This window comes from Amycolatopsis magusensis, assembly GCF_017875555.1.
In the GTDB taxonomy this organism is placed as follows: domain Bacteria; phylum Actinomycetota; class Actinomycetes; order Mycobacteriales; family Pseudonocardiaceae; genus Amycolatopsis; species Amycolatopsis magusensis.
On record NZ_JAGGMS010000001.1, the window covers coordinates 1,956,092 to 1,974,266 of the forward strand.

Sequence of the window (18,175 nt, forward strand, 5' to 3'; positions counted from 1 at the left end):
GGTGAGGCGAACACAGCGGGACCGCTCGGCGGGCACCAAGAACGCGCTGGTGACGGCGGCGCGCGAACTGTTCGCGGAGCGCGGTTACCAGGCTGTGCCCGCCGACGAGATCGTGCGCGCGGCGGGCGTCAGCCGGGGCGCGCTGTACCACCACTACGGCGACAAGCAGGGGCTGTTCCGTGCCGTGGTGGACGAGCTGGAGCAGGAGGTCACCGACTCGATCCGCGCCGCGATGGCCGCGCAGCCGGACTTCCTCTCCGGACTGGCCGTCGCGCTCTCCGCGTTCCTCGACGCCTGCGCCCGCCCGGAAGTGCGGCAGATCTCCCTGATCGACGGCCCGTCCGTGCTGGGCTGGCAGGCGTGGCGCGAGCTGGAGGCGCGGTACGGGCTCGGCCTGATCGAGGAACTGGTGTCCGCCGCCATCGAGCACGGCCTGTTCGAGCCACGGCCGGTCCGGGTGCTGGCGCAACTCGTGCTCAGCGCGGTCTCGGAGGCGGCGCTGATGATCGCCTTCGCCGACGACCCGGTGGCGACCCGGGCCGAGGCGGAAGCCGCGCTCGGCGCGTGGACGGCCGGGCTGCTGCGGGATCAGGACGCCGGGCCCTTGCCGAAGTAGGTGCGGCAGGCGCCGTCCGGTTCGAGGTCGGCGGCGAGCTGCAGCACGTTCTGGCCGTCGTCGACCGGGAGCAGGGTGGAGCTGTAGTTCGGGCACCAGTGGTCGATCGGCTGCGTGACCCGCACCGGCGCGGGCACCTCGTACCAGGGGCCCTCGCCGAAGTGGTCGTTGGCGAGCAGGGTGGCGCCGTTGCCGGGCAGGGGCTCGCCGTGGGCGCCGGCGTAGATCTGGCCGACCATCAGCAGTCGCGTGCCGGTCGGCCCGCCGGGAAACAGCGTGACGGTCTGCGCGTGCTGGAAGTAGTTGCCGTCGGCGGTGGCGACCCGCGTGCCGGGCTCGCCAGGATCGCCGAAGTTGGCGCCGTCAGGCGAGATCTTGAAGTACGGGTCGCAGAAGCGGTCGCCGTAGTTGCACAGCTCGTAGCCGAAGTAGAACCGGTCGCCGGGCAGCCTGCGCACGATCGGCATGCCGGGGCGCACGAGGTGCGGCGGCACCGCGAGGGTCCGCTGCTTGGTGCCCCAGTTGAGTCCGTTGACCGAGCCGACGCGGTTGAGCACCTGCGCGAACTGCGGTGCCTCGGTCTCGTCGGCGAAGTGCAGCCAGAGCGTGCCGCCCCTGTCGACCACGAACTCCGGCTCCCAGACGCCGTCGTGGTTGTGCGAGCGGGCCGCCTCGGAAAGGAACTCCCAGTCGCGGCCGCCGTCGCGGCTGGCCCAGATCTTGATGCCGATCCGGCGGTTCGGGCCGGCCTCCTGGCCGTAACTGGCGGCCCACAGCAGCGTGCCCTCGTCCAGCTTGCCGATCCGTTGCGGGAGTTCGAAGAGCGTGCCGCAGCACATGCCCTGGGCACCTTCGGGGTCGCGGATCTCGCCGATCTGCCGGAAGGTGGCGCCCTCGTCGTCGCTCTCGAAGACGGGCGCGTACTTGCCGCTGTCGTCCTGGCTGGTCATCACGGCGAGGATCCGCCCGGTGCGCGCGGGCGCGTGCTCCAGGCGGATCAGCCGGGGGTAGGAACCCATGCCGTCGAACAGGAGCCGCCGCTCGGCCGCCGCGGCCTGCGCCGGGCCGAGCAGGGTGGCGACGAGCGAAACCAGCACGACCAGGCTGGTCAGCACGCGTCGCATCCGCACTCCTCACCACCCGCGATCGTGTGTGATTACACCACCGTGGAGTGCTTGAGCCCGGCAACGTCGCCCACCCGAGTGACCGGCTTCCCCTTCAGGCCGCGGTGGCGTTCGCCCTTTCTCCGGGTACGAGGACCCGCGGGGTCCGTCTGTCCGGCACCCCGCTTCACGCGTCATCATGGGCGCAGCCGACCAGGGGAGCGCGATGCAGGCCGACTGCCCCTTCTGCCAGATCATCTCGGGCGACGAACCCGCCAGGACCGTCGCCACCTGGGACGACGCGATGGCCTTCTTCCCGCGCACCCCGGCCACCCTGGGCCACACCCTGTTGGTCCCGCGGCGGCACGTGCCGGACATCTGGTCGATGACCCGGCCCGAAGCGGCGAGGTTGGGTGAGCTGGCACTGGAGGTCGCCGAGTCCCTTCGCGACACCCTGCGCCCCGACGGCCTGAACGTCATCCAGTCCAACGGCGCCGCCGCGACGCAGACCGTGCCGCACCTGCACGTCCACCTCGTTCCCAGGTGGGCGGACGACCGCATGGGCGGCATCTGGCCGCCGCCAGGGGAATGGCCACCCGAGGACCTGGACGACGCGCTGGCCCGGGTCAGGCGCTCCCCGCCGGGAGCGGGGCCACGTAGCAGTACGCCGTGATCGACTGGCCGTCGCCGAAGCGGTGGTCCGCCGTCCCGATGCGCTGCCAGCCGAGGCGTTCGTAGAGGCGGATCGCGGCCACGTCCTTGTCCACCACGTCGAGCACCAGGCGCAGCCCCCGCGCCTCCGCGACTTCCATGGCGGCTCGCGCCAGGCGCTCGCCCAGCGCATACCCGCGTGCCTCGGGCAACACGAAGAGGCGGCCGAGCACCGCCACCCGCTCATCCGGCGCTTGCTCGCGCCAGATCCGGACCGCGTCAGCGCTGTCGGCCGGCGCGGTCAGCACCGCGTGGCCCACTATCTCGCCGTCCAACTCGGCGACCCAGGCGTGGAGCAAGTCCGCCGGCCGCAACCAAGCCCGGGGATCGTCGACCCCTTCGACCGGGTAGCCGTCACTCGCGTACACCCGCACCAACGCCGCGGCGGCGCCCTCCAGATCGGCGGCCCGCCGCTCACGCACCCGGCTCGTCACCGGTGGCCGGGGAACTGCGTCTCTCCTGCGTGGATGGCTCACTGGGCCTCTCTTCGCCACCGTGCCCGAGCTGCACCCACGGGCACCGGCCAGCCGATACCCGCAGGTCAGCGGGGTTGCGTCACCGGTAGTTGGTGAACTGCAGCGCGATCTCGAAGTCCTTGCCCTTCAGCGCCGAGATGACCTCCTGCAGGTGGTCCTTCTTCTTGCCGGAGACCCGGAGCTGGTCGCCCTGGATCTGGGCCTGGACGCCCTTGGGGCCTTCGTCGCGGATGAACTTGGCGATCTGCTTCGCCTTGTCGGAGGCGATGCCCTGCAGGATGCGCCCGTTGACCTTGTAGATCTTGCCGGAGAGCGCGGGCTCGTCGGCCTCGAAGGCCTTCAGCGAGATGCCGCGCTTGATCAGCTTCTCCTTGAACACCTCGACCGCCGCGAGCGCCCGCTCCTCGGTCTCCGCCTCGATCGCGATCGCTTCCTCGCCGGCCCAGGCGACCTTCGCGTTCACCCCGCGGAAGTCGAAGCGGGTGGAAAGCTCCTTGCCGGCCTGGTTGAGCGCGTTGTCCACCTCCTGCCGGTCGACCTTGCTCACCACGTCGAATGAGGGATCCGCCACTGGTTCTCACACCTCGTCATCGTTCTGGTCGGTCGGCCCAGCCTAGCTTGACCGGCCCGGGTGCCGACCCCGCCACGTCGGCCTGTATTCTCTTCTTCGGCCGGTTGATCCGGCTACGGCAGGTTGCCCGAGCGGCCAAAGGGATCTGACTGTAAATCAGACGGCTTCGCCTTCGGGGGTTCGAATCCCTCACCTGCCACACCAGCGGAAACGCCCCGGTGACCTGCGCGAACAGGTCACCGGGGCGTTTGCGTTCTGTGGGCAGGACGTGCCCGGCCGCGTGGCCGCGTCCACAGCCCCCTCTCGGCTCCGCGGGCCTGGACCCGTGGGAAAGATCTTGGAAAAAGTTCGAACCGGACTTCTCGTCGGCCCGTGTCGGTGGTGTCGGTCACCGCGGAATGGGCGGGGCTGCTGACTACGAGAAGGAGTAAGTCCCATGGCACGCAAGCGAATCGTTCTCTCGGCTACGGCCGCGGTACTCGGGCTGGCGGTGCTCGGTGCTTGTGGTCAGGGGGCCGCGCAGGGCGGGGCACCGGCGCCGGTGGCCGAGGAGCAGGCCGTGGTCGCCCCGGCGGCGCAGCAGGGCGCACCCGAGGTGAAGCTGGCCGCCACCGAGATCGACGGCCTCGGCCAGGTGCTCACCGAACAGGGCGGCAAGACGCTCTACCGCTTCGACAAGGACACCGCGCAGCCCGCCAAGTCGAACTGCGAGGGCGACTGCGCCAAGGCCTGGCCACCACTGCTGGCCGGCGCCGGGGTGCCCGAACTGTCCGGTGTGGACGCGTCCGTGGTCGGCGAGGTGGCCAGGGCCGACGGCACCAAGCAGGTCACCGTCAAGGGCTGGCCGGTCTACACCTACGCCAAGGACACCGCGGCCGGCGAGGTCAAGGGCCAGGCCGTCGGCGGCACCTGGTACGCCGTGAACCCGCAGGGCGGCAAGGCCGTCAAGGCCGAGGAACAGCAGCAACAGCAGCAGGCGGGCGTGAAGCTCACCGCCGCCGAGGTCGAGGGTGTCGGGCGGGTGCTCACCGAGCAGAACGGCCTCACCCTGTACCTGTTCAGCAAGGACAGCAAGAAGCCGCCGAAGTCGGTCTGCAACGACGACTGCGCCACCACCTGGCCCCCGCTGATCGCCAGCGGTGAGCCCGAACTGTCCGGTGTGGACCCCGAACTGGTCGGCACGGTGAAGCGCGACGACGGCACCGAGCAGGTCACCGTCGGCGGCTGGCCGGTCTACACCTACGCCAAGGACACCGCCGCCGGGCAGGCGAACGGGCACGGCGTCGGCGGCACCTGGTACGCGATGATGCCGGAGGGCTGCAAGTCCGAAGCCCCGTTCGTCGCGCAGAAGAAGGCGGCCCCCGCCCCGGCCGGGTCGGCCTCGGACAGTGGCGGAAATGGCTACTGAACCAGCGTGGAAACGGCCTGGCCATTCGCGGGATGGCCGGGCTTTTTCCTGTCCGCCACAGGATCGCGTGCTGCGCGCGACCATCGCGAGGGTCCACGAGGAGCGCCGCCGCACCAATCGGCGCCGCCGCCTCGCCGGGCTGGTCGCCGGGGTCGCGCTGGCCGGAGGCGCGCTGGCCGGGGGACTGGCGATCGGGCACCCCGACGTCACCGAACCCCGCTGGACCGCGGTCTCCGCCGACGGGATCCACCTGGACACGCGGCTGCTGCCCGCGGCCGGGTGGACCCGGTTCGACGTGGAGGTCGCCGGGGTCGACCTCGGCGAGCACTGCCGGCTCGTGGTCACCGACACCGCGGGCGTCGACCACGAAGCCGGCAGCTGGGCGGCTTCGGAGAAGGCGACGCGGCTCGCCGGATCGGTGCTGGTGCCGTCGAACGAGGTCCGCGCGATCAGCGTGGTCGACGGGGACGGCCGTGAACTGGTCCGCGCTGGAGCGCGCTAACGCACGCCGGTCATCGCGAACCCGACGAACGCCTCGATGGTGCGGTCCCGCTCTTCCGGGCTGAGCCCACCGCGCACCCCGGTCAGGATGGCCGAGATGATCAGCGACAACAGGCCCTCACCGGCGATCTCGGTGTCCAGATCGGACCGCAGGAAGCCGCGGCGGACACCGTTGGCGAGGAAGGCCGACGCGGTGGCGCCGAAGGTCCGGACCAGCCGCAGCAGGCGCTGCAGCGACTCGTCGTCGATGGCCGGTGCGTCCAGCAGGATGAACTGGACCAGGCCCGGCTCCCGCTCGACCAGGGCGAACACCCTGGTCAGGATGGCGCGGAACTGCGCGGCCAGCTCCCCGGACGTGCTCGCGTCGTCGGGCTCGTCGGCGCCGACCACCTCGTTGAGGATGAAGTCGACGCCGCTGTCGAGCACCTCGTCGAGGATGTGCCGCTTGTTGTCGAAGTAGTTGTAGAAGGTGCCGTGGCTGACGCCCGCTTCCCGGACGATGTCGGAAACGCCGGTGTTGCGGTAACCCTGGGCGGAGAAGACGTGGTGCGCGGCGCGGACCAGCTGGACCCGCCGTTCTGCCGTACGGTTGCGCACGGACGCTCCTATCACTTACTCACCCCGTGCACGGCGAACCCGACCAGGGTGTCGATGTACCGCCCACGTTTCTCTTCGGTCGCTTCCCCGCGCAGTGCCAGCAGGAAGCCCGGCACGATCAGTGCGTTCAACCCGTGTGCCACCGCGGCGGTGTCGAGATTGTGGCGCAACCAGCCCGCGCGCACACCGGTTTCCAGATAGGACGCCATCAACGCGGACAGCGTGGCCTCCAGCCCGAGCAGCCGCGCCTTGAGTTCCGCGTCGATCGCCGCGGCCTCCACCAGCACCAGTTTCAGCAGGTCCGGTTCCTCGTCGATCAGCATGAACAGCCGTTGCGCGATCGCGCGCAGTTGTGCGGTGAACTCCTCGGCGTCCCTCGGTTCTTCGCGCGTCGCGGCCGCGCGCACGGTGGTGATCAGCCGCTCGACGCAGTGGTCGAGCACGTGGTCGAGCAGTTCGCGTTTGCTCTCGAAGTAGCGGTAGACGGTGCCTTGGCCGACCTTCGCGTGTTTCGCCACTTCCGAGATGTTCGCGGCTTCGTATCCGCGCTCGGTGAAGACGACGCACGCGGAGTCGACGATCTGCCTGCGGCGCCGCTCGGCCAGACCCTTCTCCGGCGGCCTGCCCCGGCGAGCGCGGGGCGTCGCCGGTGAAGACGTGGACGCGGATTCCATCTCGCTCAGCTTACGGGACCTGAACTTCCGTGGACGGCTCAGCACTGCATTAGTGCAGACGATCACGCACCGCCACCCCCACTTCTACGCAGCGCTGGCGACGTATTCTGATCAGAGAGTTTCGCGTGACACCGAAAACGGTGGTTTTCACCGCGGCGGCGGGTGAAAATGGTGGGTTGCGGCGAACAGGGCGGAGGATCGCGGATGACTAAGGCCCCACCGACATCCCGTCTGGTGCGGGCGACCGCGCTGGGCAGGCTGGCTGCCGGGCAGGTGTTGCGGCAGGCGGGCACCAAGGTTGCCGGGCTGGGCCGTTCGAGTGAAAAAAGGCAGCTTTTGCTCGATCGCCGCGCACTCGCGGCCGCTGATCAGCTCGTTTCGGTGCTCGGCGGAATGAAGGGCGCGGCGATGAAGCTCGGGCAGCTTCTTTCCGTGCTCGATCTCGATCTCGTGCCCGACTCCTCGCGCCCGGAATTCCGGCGCAAACTCGCCGTACTTCTGGCGAAGGCCCCGGCGGTGCCGTTTTCCGATATGCGGAAGGTGGCGGAGGACGATTGGGGCGCCCCGATCGCCGAGGTGTTCGCCGAATTCGACCGGAATCCGGTGGCCGCGGCCTCGATCGGCCAGGTCTACCGGGCGCGCCTGCACGACGGGCGCGCGGTCGCGGTGAAGGTGCAGTACCCGGGCATCGCCACCGCCGTGCGCGCCGACCTGAAGAACCTGGCGCTGTTCCTCCGGCTCGCGCCGAACATCTTCCCCGGCCTGGAAATGGGCTCGCTGGCCGAGGAGATCCGGCTGCGCATCGAGGAGGAGCTGGACTACCGGCTGGAGGCGGAGACGCAGCACGAGATCGCGGTCCAGTACGCCGGGCACCCGTTCATCGCCATCCCGGACAGCGTCGCCGAACTCTGCGGGCCGCAGGTGCTGGTCACCGAATTCGTCGAGGGCATGGACTTCGACGGCATCGCCGAGCAACCCCGCGAGGTTCGCGACCGGGTCGGCGAGATCATCTACCGCTTCTACTGCGGCTCGCTGTTCCACACCGGCGACTTCCCCGGCGACCCGCACCCGGGCAACGTGTTGCTGCGCCACGACGGCCGCGTCGCGTTCCTCGACTTCGGACTGTTCAAGCGGATGAGCCCGGAAAGCATCCACCTCGAACGGACGGTGCTGCGCGCCGCGGCCGACGGCGACGCCGAGCAGGTGCACGCACGCATGGCGGCGGCGGGGATCCTCGGCGAACCCGATCGGATCGAACCGGACGAAGTGCTCGCCTACATCGAGGACGCCGTCGGCTGGTACCTGGCCGACGCCGAGATCGAGGCGACCCCGGAACTGGCGGCCGAAGCGATGATCAGCTCGATCGACCCGCGTTCGCCGCACTACCGGAAGATGCGCTGGCAGTACCTGCCGCCGGAGCACCTCTTCGCGCGCCGGGCGGAGCTGTACGCCTTCGGCCTGCTCGGCCGGTTGCGGGCGCGGGGGAACTGGCACCGCATCGCCAGGGAATGGCTGCACGGCGACGAACCGGCGACCGAACTCGGCCAGGTGGACGCGAAGTGGCGGGCCGGTGACACCCCCGAGGGCTACGAGCCGAGGTAGCGCAGGACGGCGAGGACCCGGCGGCTGTACCCGCTGGTGTGCGAGAGCGCCAGCTTGTCGAAGATCGAGTTCACGTGTTTTTCCACCGCGCTCAGCGAAACGTAGAGCTGCCCGGCGATCCCGGCGTTCGTGTGCCCCTGCGCCATCAGGTCGAGCACCTCGCGTTCGCGCGCGGTCAGCTTCCCCAGCGGGTCGCTGTGCGTGGTCCGGGCGAGCAGCCGTCGCACGACCTCCGGGTCGAAGGCCGCACCACCGGCGCCGACGCGGTCGAGCGCGTCCAGGAATTCGCCGACCTGCGCGACCCGGTCCTTGAGCAGGTAGCCGACGCGGCCGCCGTCGTCGGTGATCAGTTCGGTGGCGTAACGCTTTTCGACGTACTGCGACAGCACCAGCACGCCCACCTCCGGGAACCGCGAGCGGATTTCCAGCGCCGCGCGCAGGCCTTCGTCGGTGTGCGTCGGTGGCATCCGGACATCGGTGACGATCACGTCCGGCCGGTGGGCGGCGGTGGCGGACAGCAGCGCGTCGCCGTCACCGACCGCGGCCAGCACCTCGTGGCCCTCCTCGGCGAGCAGCCGGACCAGCCCTTCCCGCAACAGGGTGCTGTCCTCGGCGAGCACTACCCGCACGGCAACTCCGCGGTGATCGTGGTCGGACCGCCGACCGGACTGTCCACAGTGAACTCCCCATCGGCGGCGGCGACCCGGCGCGCCAGGCCCGAAAGCCCACCGGCCGGACGGGCCCCACCACGCCCGTCGTCGATGATCCGCACGCTGAGCATCGTGCCGGTGCGGTGCACCGACACGTCGACCCGGGTGGCCGACGCGTGCTTCATCGCGTTCGTCACCGCTTCGGACACCACGAAGTAGGCCACCGTCTCCACCGCGAGCGACGGGCGTTCGCCGAGCCCGAAGTCGAGGTGGACCGGCACCCCGGCGCTCTCCGCGACGGCCTCCAGCGCCGGGTGCAGCCCGCCGTCGTCGAGCGCGACCGGGTACACCCGCCAGGTCACTTCACGCAGGTCGCGAAGGGCCTGCTGGGACTCTTCGTGTGCCTGGCGCACGAGTTCGGCCGCCCTCTCGGCGTCCCCGGCCCGCCGCGCGCGGCCCAGCAGCATGCCCAGTGCGACCAGTCGCTGCTGCACACCGTCGTGCAGGTCGCGTTCGATGCGGCGGCGCTCGTCGTTGACCGCTTCGACCACCTCGGCGCGCGTGATCGACAGTTCGGAGACCCGGCGGCGCAACAGTTCCTGCGCGCTCGGCCCGAAGAACCGGTTCGCCAGCACCTGGTCCAGCTTCGCCACGCTGATCAGCCCCTGCACGGCGATGAACGCGAGCAGCAGGCCGAACAGGAAGATGGTGATCGAGTCGTACCAGTCCGCGGGCTCCGAGCCGCCGCCGACCTGGCCGCCGGAGAAGATCTGACCGAGCATGATGATCGCCGACACGGCGCCGTAGACGATCAGCAGGAGCACCCCGGCGCCGAGCAGGCCGGTCACGCAGCGCAACCCGAGGTAACGCAGCGCGCGCCCGCCGGTGTAGTCGTCCCCGTTCTCGGCGTCGAAGAACCGGACGAGGCGCCGCCGCTCCAGTTCGGCCAGCGCGCGGGCGCCCGCGTAGACCCCCGGGCGCGCGGGTGGCAGCGCCAGTGCCAGAGTTCCGGCGACCACGTAGATCGACTCCGCGAGCGCGGTGACGGCCCCGGCAGCCAGCCCGGCGGTGCCCCGCCCGGCGGCCCGCACCCAGCTCAGTTCCACCCGGTGAGGCTAACCGCCTGCTCCAGGCCGGGGACTGCGGTTTTCCGCAGGATCGTCCTGGGGTACCCGGGGAGATATGGGAGGCCTCACCGCAATGTCCGGAACTCGAGTGGTTCGTAGGTTCGTTGGCAGGTGCAGACGACCATGAAAGGCCGCCGATGATCACGCAACTCGCCCAGCAAGCCCCGGAGATGGGAGGGCTCGCCGGATGGGCGGTGAGTCTGATGGACACGCTCGGAGGGGTGGGCGCGGCCGTCATCGTCGGGCTCGACAACCTCTTCCCGCCCATCCCCAGTGAGCTGGTGCTGCCGCTGGCCGGTTTCTCCGCCAGCCAGGGCACGTTCAGCCTGGCCGAGGCGCTGATCTGGACCACGCTGGGTTCGGTGGTCGGCGCGGTGATCGTCTACTACCTGGGCGCGTTGCTCGGCCGGGAGCGCTGCCGGGCGCTGATCTGCAAGATCCCGCTGGTCAAGGGCTCGGACTTCGACAAGACCGAGAAGTGGTTCGCCAAGCACGGCACCAAGGCGGTCTTCTTCGGCCGGATGATCCCGCTGTTCCGCAGCATGATCTCGCTGCCGGCCGGGATCGAGAAGATGCCGGTGTGGAAGTTCCTGTCGCTGACCACGCTCGGCAGCCTGATCTGGAACACCATCTTCGTGGTCGCGGGCTACCTCCTCGGTGCCAACTGGCACATCATGGAGGAGTACGCCGGCATCTTCCAGAAGGTGGTCATCGGCCTGGTGGTGCTGGCCGTGGTCGTCTTCGTGGTCAAGCGCCTGAAGAACCGGAACAAGGACGACGACGAAGACGAGAAGCCCGAGGAAGAGGACGACGAGCGCCCCACCCGCATGCTCTCGGTCCCGGAGATGACCGGCGGCCGCGGCCGCTTCGTCGGCGACCTCCACTCACGGGAGCAGAACCGCAGGTGAGAGTGCGGGGGCCCCGGCAACCCGGGTGGCCCCCGCACTCCCCGCCTGGCTCAGGCGGCTTGCTTGACCGGCGTGGCCGCCGGGGCCAGCGCCAGTTCCAGTACCTCCCGCACCGACGCCACCGGGTGCACGTCCAGTTCGGCGAGCACCTCGGCGGGCACGTCGTCCAGGTCCGGCTCGTTGCGCTGCGGGATGACCACGGTCTTCATCCCGGCCCGGTGCGCGGCGAGCAGCTTCTGCTTCACCCCGCCGATCGGCAGCACCCGCCCGGTCAGCGACACTTCACCGGTCATCGCCACGTCGGCCCGCACGACCCGGCCCGAGAGCAGGGACGCGAGCGCGGTGGTCATGGTGACCCCGGCCGACGGCCCGTCCTTCGGGACCGCGCCCGCCGGCACGTGGATGTGGATGCCGCGTTCGGCCAGGTCACCGACCGGAAGTTCCAGCTCGGCACCCCGTGAGCGCAGGTAGGACAGCGCGATCTGCGCCGACTCCTTCATCACCTCGCCCAGCTGCCCGGTCAGCGACAGCCCGGTCCCGCCGGTTTCCTTGTCCGACAGCGACGCCTCCACGTAGAGCACGTCACCCCCGGCCCCGGTCACCGCCAGCCCGGTCGCCACACCCGGGATCGAGGTCCGCTGGGTCGACGCGGGCAGCGAGGACTCCGGCAGGTGCCGCGGCCGCCCGAGGTAGGCGTCCAGGTCACCCGCGTCCACCGCGACCGGCAGCTCGAGCTCGTTCAGCGCCACCTTCGTGGTGATCTTGCGCAGGACCTTCGCGATCGTGCGGTTCGCCGCGCGGACGCCCGCCTCCCGCGTGTACTCCGCCGCGATCCGGCTGAGTGCCGCGTCGGTCAGCGTCACGTCGCCCTCGGCCAGCCCGGCCCGCTCCAGCTCACGCGGCAGCAGGTGGTCGCGGCCGATGGTGACCTTCTCGTGCTCGGTGTAGCCGTCGAGGGTGACCAGCTCCATCCGGTCCAGCAGCGGGCCGGGGATGGTCTCCAGCGCGTTGGCCGTGGCCAGGAAGACCACGTCCGACAGGTCCAGCTCGACCTCGAGGTAGTGGTCGCGGAAGGTGTGGTTCTGCTCCGGGTCCAGCACTTCGAGCAGCGCCGCGGTCGGGTCGCCGCGGTAGTCGGCGCCCACCTTGTCGATCTCGTCGAGCAGCACCACCGGGTTCATCGAGCCGGCTTCCTTGATCGCCCGCACCACCCGGCCGGGCAGCGCGCCGACGTAGGTGCGCCGGTGCCCGCGGATCTCGGCCTCGTCGCGGATGCCGCCGAGCGCCACCCGGACGAACTTGCGGCCCATCGCCTTCGCGATCGACTCACCCAGCGAGGTCTTGCCGACCCCGGGAGGGCCCGCGAGCGCCAGTACCGCGCCGGAACGCCGTCCGCCGACGACCGCGCCCGCGTCCACCCGGCGCTTGCGCACGGCCAGGTACTCGATGATGCGTTCCTTGACGTCGTCCAGGCCCGCGTGGTCGGTGTCGAGCACCGCACGCGCCTCGGCGATGTCGTAGGCGTCCTCGGTGGTGGTGTTCCACGGCATCTCCAGCACCGTGTCCAGCCAGGTGCGGATCCAGCCGCCCTCCGGCGACTGGTCGGAGGTGCGTTCCAGCTTGTCGACCTCGGCCAGCGCGGCCTTGCGCACGTGCTCGGGCAGCTCGGCCGACTCCACGCGGGAGCGGTAGTCGTCGTCCTCGCCGCTGCCGTCCAGCTCGCCGAGCTCCTTGCGGATCGCCTCGAGCTGGCGGCGCAGCAGGAACTCCTTCTGCTGCTTCTCCATGCCCTCGGCCACGTCCTTGCGGATCGTGTCGGTCACTTCCAGCTCGGCCAGGTGCTCGCGGGTCCACTCCAGCGCCTTTTCCAGGCGCGCGGTGACGTCCAGCGTGCGCAGCAGTTCGAGCTTGTGCTCCAGGTCCAGGTAGGGCGCGTTGCCCGCCAGGTCCGCCAGCGCCGACGGGTCCTCGAGCTCCTGCACCGCGTCCAGCATCTGCCAGACGCCGCGCTGCTGGAGCACCGAGAGCACCACGGCCTTGTACTCACCGGCGAGCTGCTTGCCCTGTTCGTCGGCGGGCAGCTCGACGGCGGTTTCGGCGTGCACCCACCGGGCCGCGCCGGGGCCGTCGCCGGTCGCGCCGGCGTGGGCCCGCCGGAGCCCGCGCAGGACCACGACGGCCTTGCCGCCGGGGACCCGGCCGATGCGCTCGACGGTGGCGACCGTGCCCATCTCGGCGTACTCGCCGTCGACGCGCGGCACGATCAGCACCTCCGCCTTGGGGGCGGTCCGGATGCCGGGCACGGTGACGCCCTGGGATTTGGCCTGCGCGGACTCCACCGCGGCGCGCGTCTCGGCTTCGGTCAGGTCGAACGGCACGACCATGCCGGGCAGCACCACGTCGGAATCGAGGGGGAGTACGGGCAGGAGCCGGGTGTCGGTCATCGAATGCTCCTTCTCAGTTGAGTCTGCTCAGCTCAACTTTCCGGAGCCCCGGTTTGTTTCCCCTGGCTGTTCGCCCGTAGCGAGCGGTTCCGGGGAATAAAACCCGCCTACGGTTTCTCCGCGACGAAGCACCAGGCGAACGGCCGTGCCTTCGCCTCGCGGGTGGTCAGCTGGCGGTCCGGGCGCCAGTCGGGCAGGTGCGTGACGCCCGGCTCCAGCAGGTTCCAGTCGGCGATCCAGTGCTCGATCTCCTCGCGATCGCGCAACCAGACCGGGTTCTGCGTGTTCCGGTACTGCGCGGCGAACTTCCGCACGCCCTCGGCTTCCTCACCGGTGGTGCCGCCGACCGACATCTGCGACAGCGCCAGCCAGCTCCCCGGCGCGAGCCGGTCGCGGTAGGCCCGCACCAGCCCCGCCGGGTCGTCGTCGGGACCGACGAAGTGCAGCACCGCCATCATCAGCACGCACACCGGCTGGTCGAAGTCGATCAGCCGGCGCGTGGTGGGGTGGTTGAAGATGGCTTTCGGGTTCCGCATGTCCTCCTGGACGTGCCCGGCCCAGTCGGTGGCGTCCTGCCGCTCCAGGATGAGGGTGGCGTGCGCGGTGGCGACGGCCTCGTAGTCGACGTAGACCACCGTCGCGCGCTGGTCCTCGCCCAGCTCCTCGCGGATCACCTCGTGCACGTTGCCCGCGGTCGGCACCCCGGAGCCGAGGTCGAGGAACTGCCGGATGCCCGCGTCCAGCGCCGCCCGCACCGCGCGGTTCATGAACTCGCGATTGTGCCTGGCGCCCGGTTTGACGTGCGGCCACTGCTCTTCCAGGCGTTTGCCGAACTCCCGGTCCACCGCCCAGTTCTGGGTGCCGCCGAGGTACCAGTCGTAGACCCGGGCCGAGGACGGTTTTTCGGTGTCCACCCCGGCCGGGGCTTCGGGTGCGGAATCGGTGTGTTCGGTCAACGGGTTCTCCGGCCTGTGCGGAATGCGGTGAACACAGTTCTATCGCACGGCGGGACGGCGGTACCAGTAGGTCCACAGCGGGCGGTAACCCTGCGCGTACCAGAACGGGGTCGATCGGGGGTTCGCCAGCGCGTGGTGCAGCAGCGCGAGGTCCACGCCTTCGGTGTCGAAGACCTGGTGCGCGTGCTCGGCCAGCGCGGTGCCGACGCCGGTGCCGCGGGCCTGCTCGGCGACGTTCAGCGAGGTCAGGTACCCGAGCTTCGGCCGCCCGGACTGGTCGACGTAGATCTTGGACCAGTCCGACGCCGGCGGCAGCTGCACCCGCGCCACGCCGAGCGCCTTGCCGTACACCTCGGCGATCCACAGCAGCGGCTCGTCCTTCGCGAGCACTTCCTCGACTTCGGCGGTCAGCGCGCGCTCGGTGCTCTCGCGCACGGTCGCGACGCCGAACTGCGCGTCGTAGTGCTGCAGCTCCAGCAGCAGTTCGACGACGTTGCCGACGTCCTTGCGGGTGGCCGTGCGCACGGCCACCCCCGGTGTCCGCCGCGGCCCGCGGCCGTGGCGTTCCGCCGGGCGGACGGCGACCACCCGCACCGGCGCGAAGCCGTGGCGCAGGAGCTCCCCGGAGCCGGTCGAGTCGCGGCTGGGGCGGATGACGACCGCCGCGGTCTCCCAGTCCCCGCGCTCGGTCCCGGATTCGGCGAGGCGCTCCTGCCACTTCTCCAGCAGCAGGCCCAGTGCGGTGCCCGGGTCCGGACCGGCCAGGCGCAGGTCCAGGCGGTGCTCGACCAGGGCGCGCCACTGCGCGCCGGGGGCGTCGGCGGGGGTCTTCTCGCAGGAGAGCACCCCGAGCGCGGCGGAACCGCTCGCTTCGGCGGTCAGCACGCCCTGGTCGTCCGGCAGCTCGCCCGGCGGGGGCAGCAGCGGGTCGATGGCCTTGAGCCGAGTGGCGTGTTCGGTGGCGATGGCGGAAAAATCGATGAGGTCCACGTCACATATTCAAGTCCCCGGACTCCCCTGGAGGTAACCCGGGCTACCGAGCAGTGGGACCCGAATACCACTCGCGTTTCACCCCGGTGGTTCCCCCGGGCCCACACGGTTGGCTAGGAGTTAACCCTTAGCTGATCCCATAATGGTCGGAAAGAGGCTCCGATACCCCCTCCGGGGTACAGTGAGCCCTCGTTCGCGATCAGGCCGTAAGGAGGTTGCATGCCGGACTCTGGTGGCAGAACCGCTACCCCCGGCCCGGTGCCTTCGACAGCCACGGACGAGGCGGCGGTCGACGAACGGCGATTCCGCGTCTACACCGCGACGGTACTGACCGTCGGCCTTCTCACCGCGGCGGTGGTCAGCTGGTGGCTGCCCTTCGAGGGCTCGGCGATGCTCTGGTGGATCACCCCGGTGCTGGCGCTGGCCTTCCTGCTCGCCGAACAGCTCGGCATCAACGTCGACGTCCGCAGCGGCATCTCCTGGACCATCTCCTTCACCGAGATCCCGCTGGTGATCGGCTTCTTCATCGCGCCGTTCGAAGTGGTGCTGGTGGCCCACCTGATCGCGGGCGTGGGCACCCTGCTGGCTCGCAAGGTACGCGGTCGCGTCCTCTACAACGCGGGCGCCTTCCTCCTGGAGATCACCGGCGCCTTCGCGGTCGCCGGGCTGGTCAAGTTCGCCGTCGGCGGCGACGGCATGCCGTGGGTCGCCGCGCTGGCGGGCACGCTGACCGCGCCGCTGGTCAGCACCCTGCTCGCGCTCGCCGCGGTCCGCGTGCTGCGCCGCCGGATGCGGGTCAGCACCGCGCTGCGGCTGACCGGCCGGATCCTGGTCGTCGGCTTCGTCAACTCCTCGGTCGGCCTGTCCGGCTACCTGGTGATCTTCCACGTGCCCGAGGCGTGGCCGCTGGTGCTGGCCGTGTTCCTCGGCCTGACCGCGCTCTACTGGGCCTACTCCGACCTGCTGCGCGAGCAGCGCGACATGGAGGCGCTGTCCGACGTGAGCCTGATGGTCGCGCGGTCCGGTCAGCAGGCGGCGGCCCGGCCGGCGAGCCGTGCCGACGACTTCGGCCGCGGCGTGGACGTCGTCGAGTGGGGCGCCATCGCCGAACGCATCAAGGACCAGCTCGCCGCCGGCCGCGTGGTGCTGCGGCTGCGGCTCGAGCCCACCGACGCCATGCGCGCGGTCGTCTCCGGCGACCCGCTGCCCGCCGAGGACACCACCGCCGACGACCCGCTGGTGCGCCTGCCCGGCGCGCACGTCCGGCACTTCCGGCTCACCGAAGCCAACCCCGAGGTGCGTGGCGCGCTGCTGGACCGCGGTGCGCAGGAGGCGCTCGTGGTGCCGTTGCGCAGCGCGAACCAGCTCCTCGGCATCATCGAGGCGCACGACCGGCTGTCCCGCTGGCGCGGGTTCGGCAAGTCCGACGTGCAGCTGCTCGGCACCATGGCCAGCCACCTCGCCACCGCGCTGGACAACCGCCGTCTGCTGGCCACCCTGCGCCACGACGCCTACCACGACCCGCTGACCGGCCTGCTCAACCGGCCCGGCTTCCGCCAGGTGGCCCGCGAGCCGCTGCGCGAACGCCTCGGCTCGGTGGTGCTCCGGATCGAGCTGGACGTCTTCTCCACGGTCAGCGACGCGCTCGGGTACGCCTGGGCCGACCGCATGGTCATCGCCGCGGGCCGCCGCATCCGGGACACCCTCGGCAGCGACGTGCCGCTGGCCCGGCTCGAAGGTGCCTCGTTCGCCGCGCTGATCGTCGAGCGCACGCCCGAGCAGGCGCACGAGATCGCCGACCGCCTGCGTGCCGAACTGTCCGCGCCCTACCCGGTCGACCGGCTGACCGTCGAAGCCAACGCCAAGGTCGGCTACGCCTCGCCGACGCCGGAGGAGGAGAGCGCGGACGCGGTCGACGTGGACGCCCTGCTCCAGCGCGCCGACGTGGCGGTGCGGGCCACCCGCGGCGGCGAAGAGGTCCGCGGCTACGTGCCGAGCATGGGCCAGATCTTCATGCGCCGCTTCCAGATGGTCACGCAGTTCCGCCAGTCCGTGGAGGACGGCCAGGTCAGCGTGCACTACCAGCCCAAGGTGACGCTGCCGAACCGGCACGTGCAGGGCGTGGAGGCACTCGTCCGCTGGGTGCACCCGGAGTTCGGCAAGCTCGACCCGGACGAGTTCGTGCCCGCGGTCGAGGCGGCCGGCCTGATCGGCGTGCTCACCGAGTTCGTGCTGGAGCAGTCGCTGCGGCGGGTGCGCAAGTGGCTCGACGAGGGCCTGCGGATCTCCGCGGCGGTCAACCTGTCCGTGCGGAACCTGGCCGACGAGGAGTTCCCGCGCAAGGTGGTCGAGGCGCTGGACCGCTTCGAGGTGCCGCCCGAACTGCTCACCTTCGAGCTGACCGAGTCCGGGGTGATGTCCGACCCGCAGAAGGCGCTGCCGATCCTGCGTGAGCTGCACTCGCTGGGCATCGTGCTGGCGGTGGACGACTTCGGCACCGGGTACTCGTCGCTGGCCTACCTGCGTCAGCTGCCGGTCGACCAGGTCAAGATCGACAAGAGCTTCGTGCTGGGCATGGGCACCGACCTCGGCGACTTGGCGGTGGTGCGGTCGATCGTCGAACTCGGCCATTCGCTGGGCCTGACGGTGGTCGCGGAGGGCGTCGAGGACGACGTCGCACGCGACCAGCTGGAGGCGATGGGCTGCGACGTGGCGCAGGGCTACCTCATCTCGCGCCCGCTCGCGGAGGACCGGCTGGAGGCGTGGCTGCTGGCCCGCACGGCCCGCTCGCCCGGACGGCACACCGAGACCGTGCTGACCCTCCTGACCTGAGGTTTTGCC

16 protein-coding genes, 1 tRNA gene and 1 pseudogene are annotated in these 18,175 nt (G+C 70.7%); 8 read left to right on the plus strand and 10 right to left on the minus strand.

All coding sequences use genetic code 11. From position 1 onward, the window contains the following. The first annotated feature begins 1 nt into the window (after position 1). Positions 2-616: a TetR/AcrR family transcriptional regulator gene (locus JOM49_RS09320; RefSeq protein ID WP_209663928.1), complete on the plus strand. Its 615-nt coding sequence runs from the start codon at positions 2-4 to the stop codon at positions 614-616. Here JOM49_RS09320 and JOM49_RS09325 read toward each other — a convergent pair. Then, complete coding sequence (locus JOM49_RS09325; protein WP_209663929.1) at positions 589-1,740, minus strand: sialidase family protein; 1,152 nt, start codon at positions 1,738-1,740, stop codon at positions 589-591. The genes JOM49_RS09320 and JOM49_RS09325 overlap by 28 nt on opposite strands. A gap of 178 nt (positions 1,741-1,918) precedes the next feature. Here JOM49_RS09325 and JOM49_RS09330 point away from each other — a divergent pair, with 178 nt between their 5' ends. Continuing rightward, entirely contained in the window at positions 1,919-2,392 is a 474-nt protein-coding gene (locus JOM49_RS09330) for an HIT family protein (protein WP_209663930.1), read from the plus strand. On the opposite strand, the gene JOM49_RS09335 is transcribed toward JOM49_RS09330, so the two are convergent. Continuing rightward, positions 2,346-2,852, minus strand: a complete 507-nt coding sequence (locus tag JOM49_RS09335; protein ID WP_308158697.1) for a GNAT family N-acetyltransferase — start codon at positions 2,850-2,852, stop codon at positions 2,346-2,348. The two genes, JOM49_RS09330 and JOM49_RS09335, sit on opposite strands and share 47 nt — an antisense overlap. Positions 2,853-2,985: 133 nt before the next feature. Next, positions 2,986-3,477 carry a YajQ family cyclic di-GMP-binding protein gene (locus tag JOM49_RS09340; protein WP_209663932.1) on the minus strand — a complete coding sequence of 164 codons (492 nt, stop codon included), beginning with the start codon at positions 3,475-3,477 and terminating at the stop codon, positions 2,986-2,988. Between the two features lie 117 nt (positions 3,478-3,594). On the opposite strand from JOM49_RS09340, the gene JOM49_RS09345 reads away from it, so the two are divergent. From JOM49_RS09345 to JOM49_RS09355, 3 genes are all read left to right on the plus strand, one after another. Beyond that, positions 3,595-3,676 (plus strand) — tRNA-Tyr (locus JOM49_RS09345). 237 nt (positions 3,677-3,913) lie between these two features. After that, the gene (locus JOM49_RS09350) at positions 3,914-4,885 is read left to right on the plus strand and encodes a hypothetical protein (protein ID WP_209663933.1); all 972 of its coding nucleotides are present in this window, start codon (positions 3,914-3,916) and stop codon (positions 4,883-4,885) included. Between the two features lie 67 nt (positions 4,886-4,952). Beyond that, complete coding sequence (locus JOM49_RS09355; RefSeq protein WP_209663934.1) at positions 4,953-5,387, plus strand: hypothetical protein; 435 nt, start codon at positions 4,953-4,955, stop codon at positions 5,385-5,387. Here JOM49_RS09355 and JOM49_RS09360 read toward each other — a convergent pair. Next, on the minus strand, positions 5,384-5,983 hold the full coding sequence (locus JOM49_RS09360) for a TetR/AcrR family transcriptional regulator (protein ID WP_209663935.1): 600 nt from the start codon (positions 5,981-5,983) through the stop codon (positions 5,384-5,386). The genes JOM49_RS09355 and JOM49_RS09360 overlap by 4 nt on opposite strands. An 11-nt stretch (positions 5,984-5,994) precedes the next feature. After that, complete coding sequence (locus JOM49_RS09365) at positions 5,995-6,657, minus strand: TetR/AcrR family transcriptional regulator (RefSeq protein ID WP_209663936.1); 663 nt, start codon at positions 6,655-6,657, stop codon at positions 5,995-5,997. A gap of 204 nt (positions 6,658-6,861) precedes the next feature. Here JOM49_RS09365 and JOM49_RS09370 point away from each other — a divergent pair, with 204 nt between their 5' ends. Continuing rightward, positions 6,862-8,259, plus strand: coding sequence for an ABC1 kinase family protein (locus JOM49_RS09370; protein ID WP_209663937.1), 1,398 nt, complete (start codon positions 6,862-6,864; stop codon positions 8,257-8,259). Here JOM49_RS09370 and JOM49_RS09375 read toward each other — a convergent pair. Both JOM49_RS09375 and JOM49_RS09380 read right to left on the minus strand, forming a co-directional pair. After that, on the minus strand, positions 8,244-8,888 hold the full coding sequence (locus tag JOM49_RS09375) for a response regulator transcription factor (RefSeq protein WP_209663938.1): 645 nt from the start codon (positions 8,886-8,888) through the stop codon (positions 8,244-8,246). The genes JOM49_RS09370 and JOM49_RS09375 overlap by 16 nt on opposite strands. Next, entirely contained in the window at positions 8,879-10,015 is a 1,137-nt protein-coding gene (locus JOM49_RS09380) for a sensor histidine kinase (RefSeq protein ID WP_308158698.1), read from the minus strand. The genes JOM49_RS09375 and JOM49_RS09380 overlap by 10 nt, the downstream gene beginning before the upstream one ends. A 158-nt stretch (positions 10,016-10,173) precedes the next feature. Between JOM49_RS09380 and JOM49_RS09385 the strand changes: the two are divergent. Next, positions 10,174-10,804: pseudogene (locus JOM49_RS09385) on the plus strand (DedA family protein); the annotation flags it as partial. Positions 10,805-10,994: 190 nt separating this feature from the next. On the opposite strand, the gene lon reads toward JOM49_RS09385, so the two are convergent. The 3 genes from lon to JOM49_RS09400 form a co-directional block, all read right to left on the minus strand. Next, a complete protein-coding gene (lon, locus tag JOM49_RS09390; RefSeq protein ID WP_209663940.1) occupies positions 10,995-13,388 on the minus strand; it encodes an endopeptidase La in 2,394 nt (797 codons plus the stop codon). A gap of 107 nt (positions 13,389-13,495) precedes the next feature. Further along, entirely contained in the window at positions 13,496-14,344 is an 849-nt protein-coding gene (locus JOM49_RS09395; protein ID WP_209663941.1) for an SAM-dependent methyltransferase, read from the minus strand. Positions 14,345-14,383: 39 nt separating this feature from the next. Continuing rightward, the gene (locus JOM49_RS09400; protein ID WP_308158699.1) at positions 14,384-15,334 is read right to left on the minus strand and encodes a GNAT family N-acetyltransferase; all 951 of its coding nucleotides are present in this window, start codon (positions 15,332-15,334) and stop codon (positions 14,384-14,386) included. 219 nt (positions 15,335-15,553) lie between these two features. Here JOM49_RS09400 and JOM49_RS09405 point away from each other — a divergent pair, with 219 nt between their 5' ends. Then, entirely contained in the window at positions 15,554-18,166 is a 2,613-nt protein-coding gene (locus JOM49_RS09405; RefSeq protein ID WP_209663942.1) for a putative bifunctional diguanylate cyclase/phosphodiesterase, read from the plus strand. Positions 18,167-18,175: the final 9 nt, after the last annotated feature.

Excerpts from the sequence above, each read along its gene's own strand:
- JOM49_RS09325 (WP_209663929.1), bottom strand. The coding sequence starts at position 1,740 with ATGCGACGCGTGCTGACCAGCCTGGTCGTGCTGGTTTCGCTCGTCGCC.
- JOM49_RS09330 (WP_209663930.1), top strand. The coding sequence starts at position 1,919 with ATGGGCGCAGCCGACCAGGGGAGCGCGATGCAGGCCGACTGCCCCTTC.
- JOM49_RS09350 (WP_209663933.1), top strand. The coding sequence starts at position 3,914 with ATGGCACGCAAGCGAATCGTTCTCTCGGCTACGGCCGCGGTACTCGGG.
- JOM49_RS09365 (WP_209663936.1), bottom strand. The coding sequence starts at position 6,657 with ATGGAATCCGCGTCCACGTCTTCACCGGCGACGCCCCGCGCTCGCCGG.
- JOM49_RS09370 (WP_209663937.1), top strand. The coding sequence starts at position 6,862 with ATGACTAAGGCCCCACCGACATCCCGTCTGGTGCGGGCGACCGCGCTG.
- lon (WP_209663940.1), bottom strand. The coding sequence starts at position 13,388 with ATGACCGACACCCGGCTCCTGCCCGTACTCCCCCTCGATTCCGACGTG.
- JOM49_RS09405 (WP_209663942.1), top strand. The coding sequence starts at position 15,554 with ATGCCGGACTCTGGTGGCAGAACCGCTACCCCCGGCCCGGTGCCTTCG.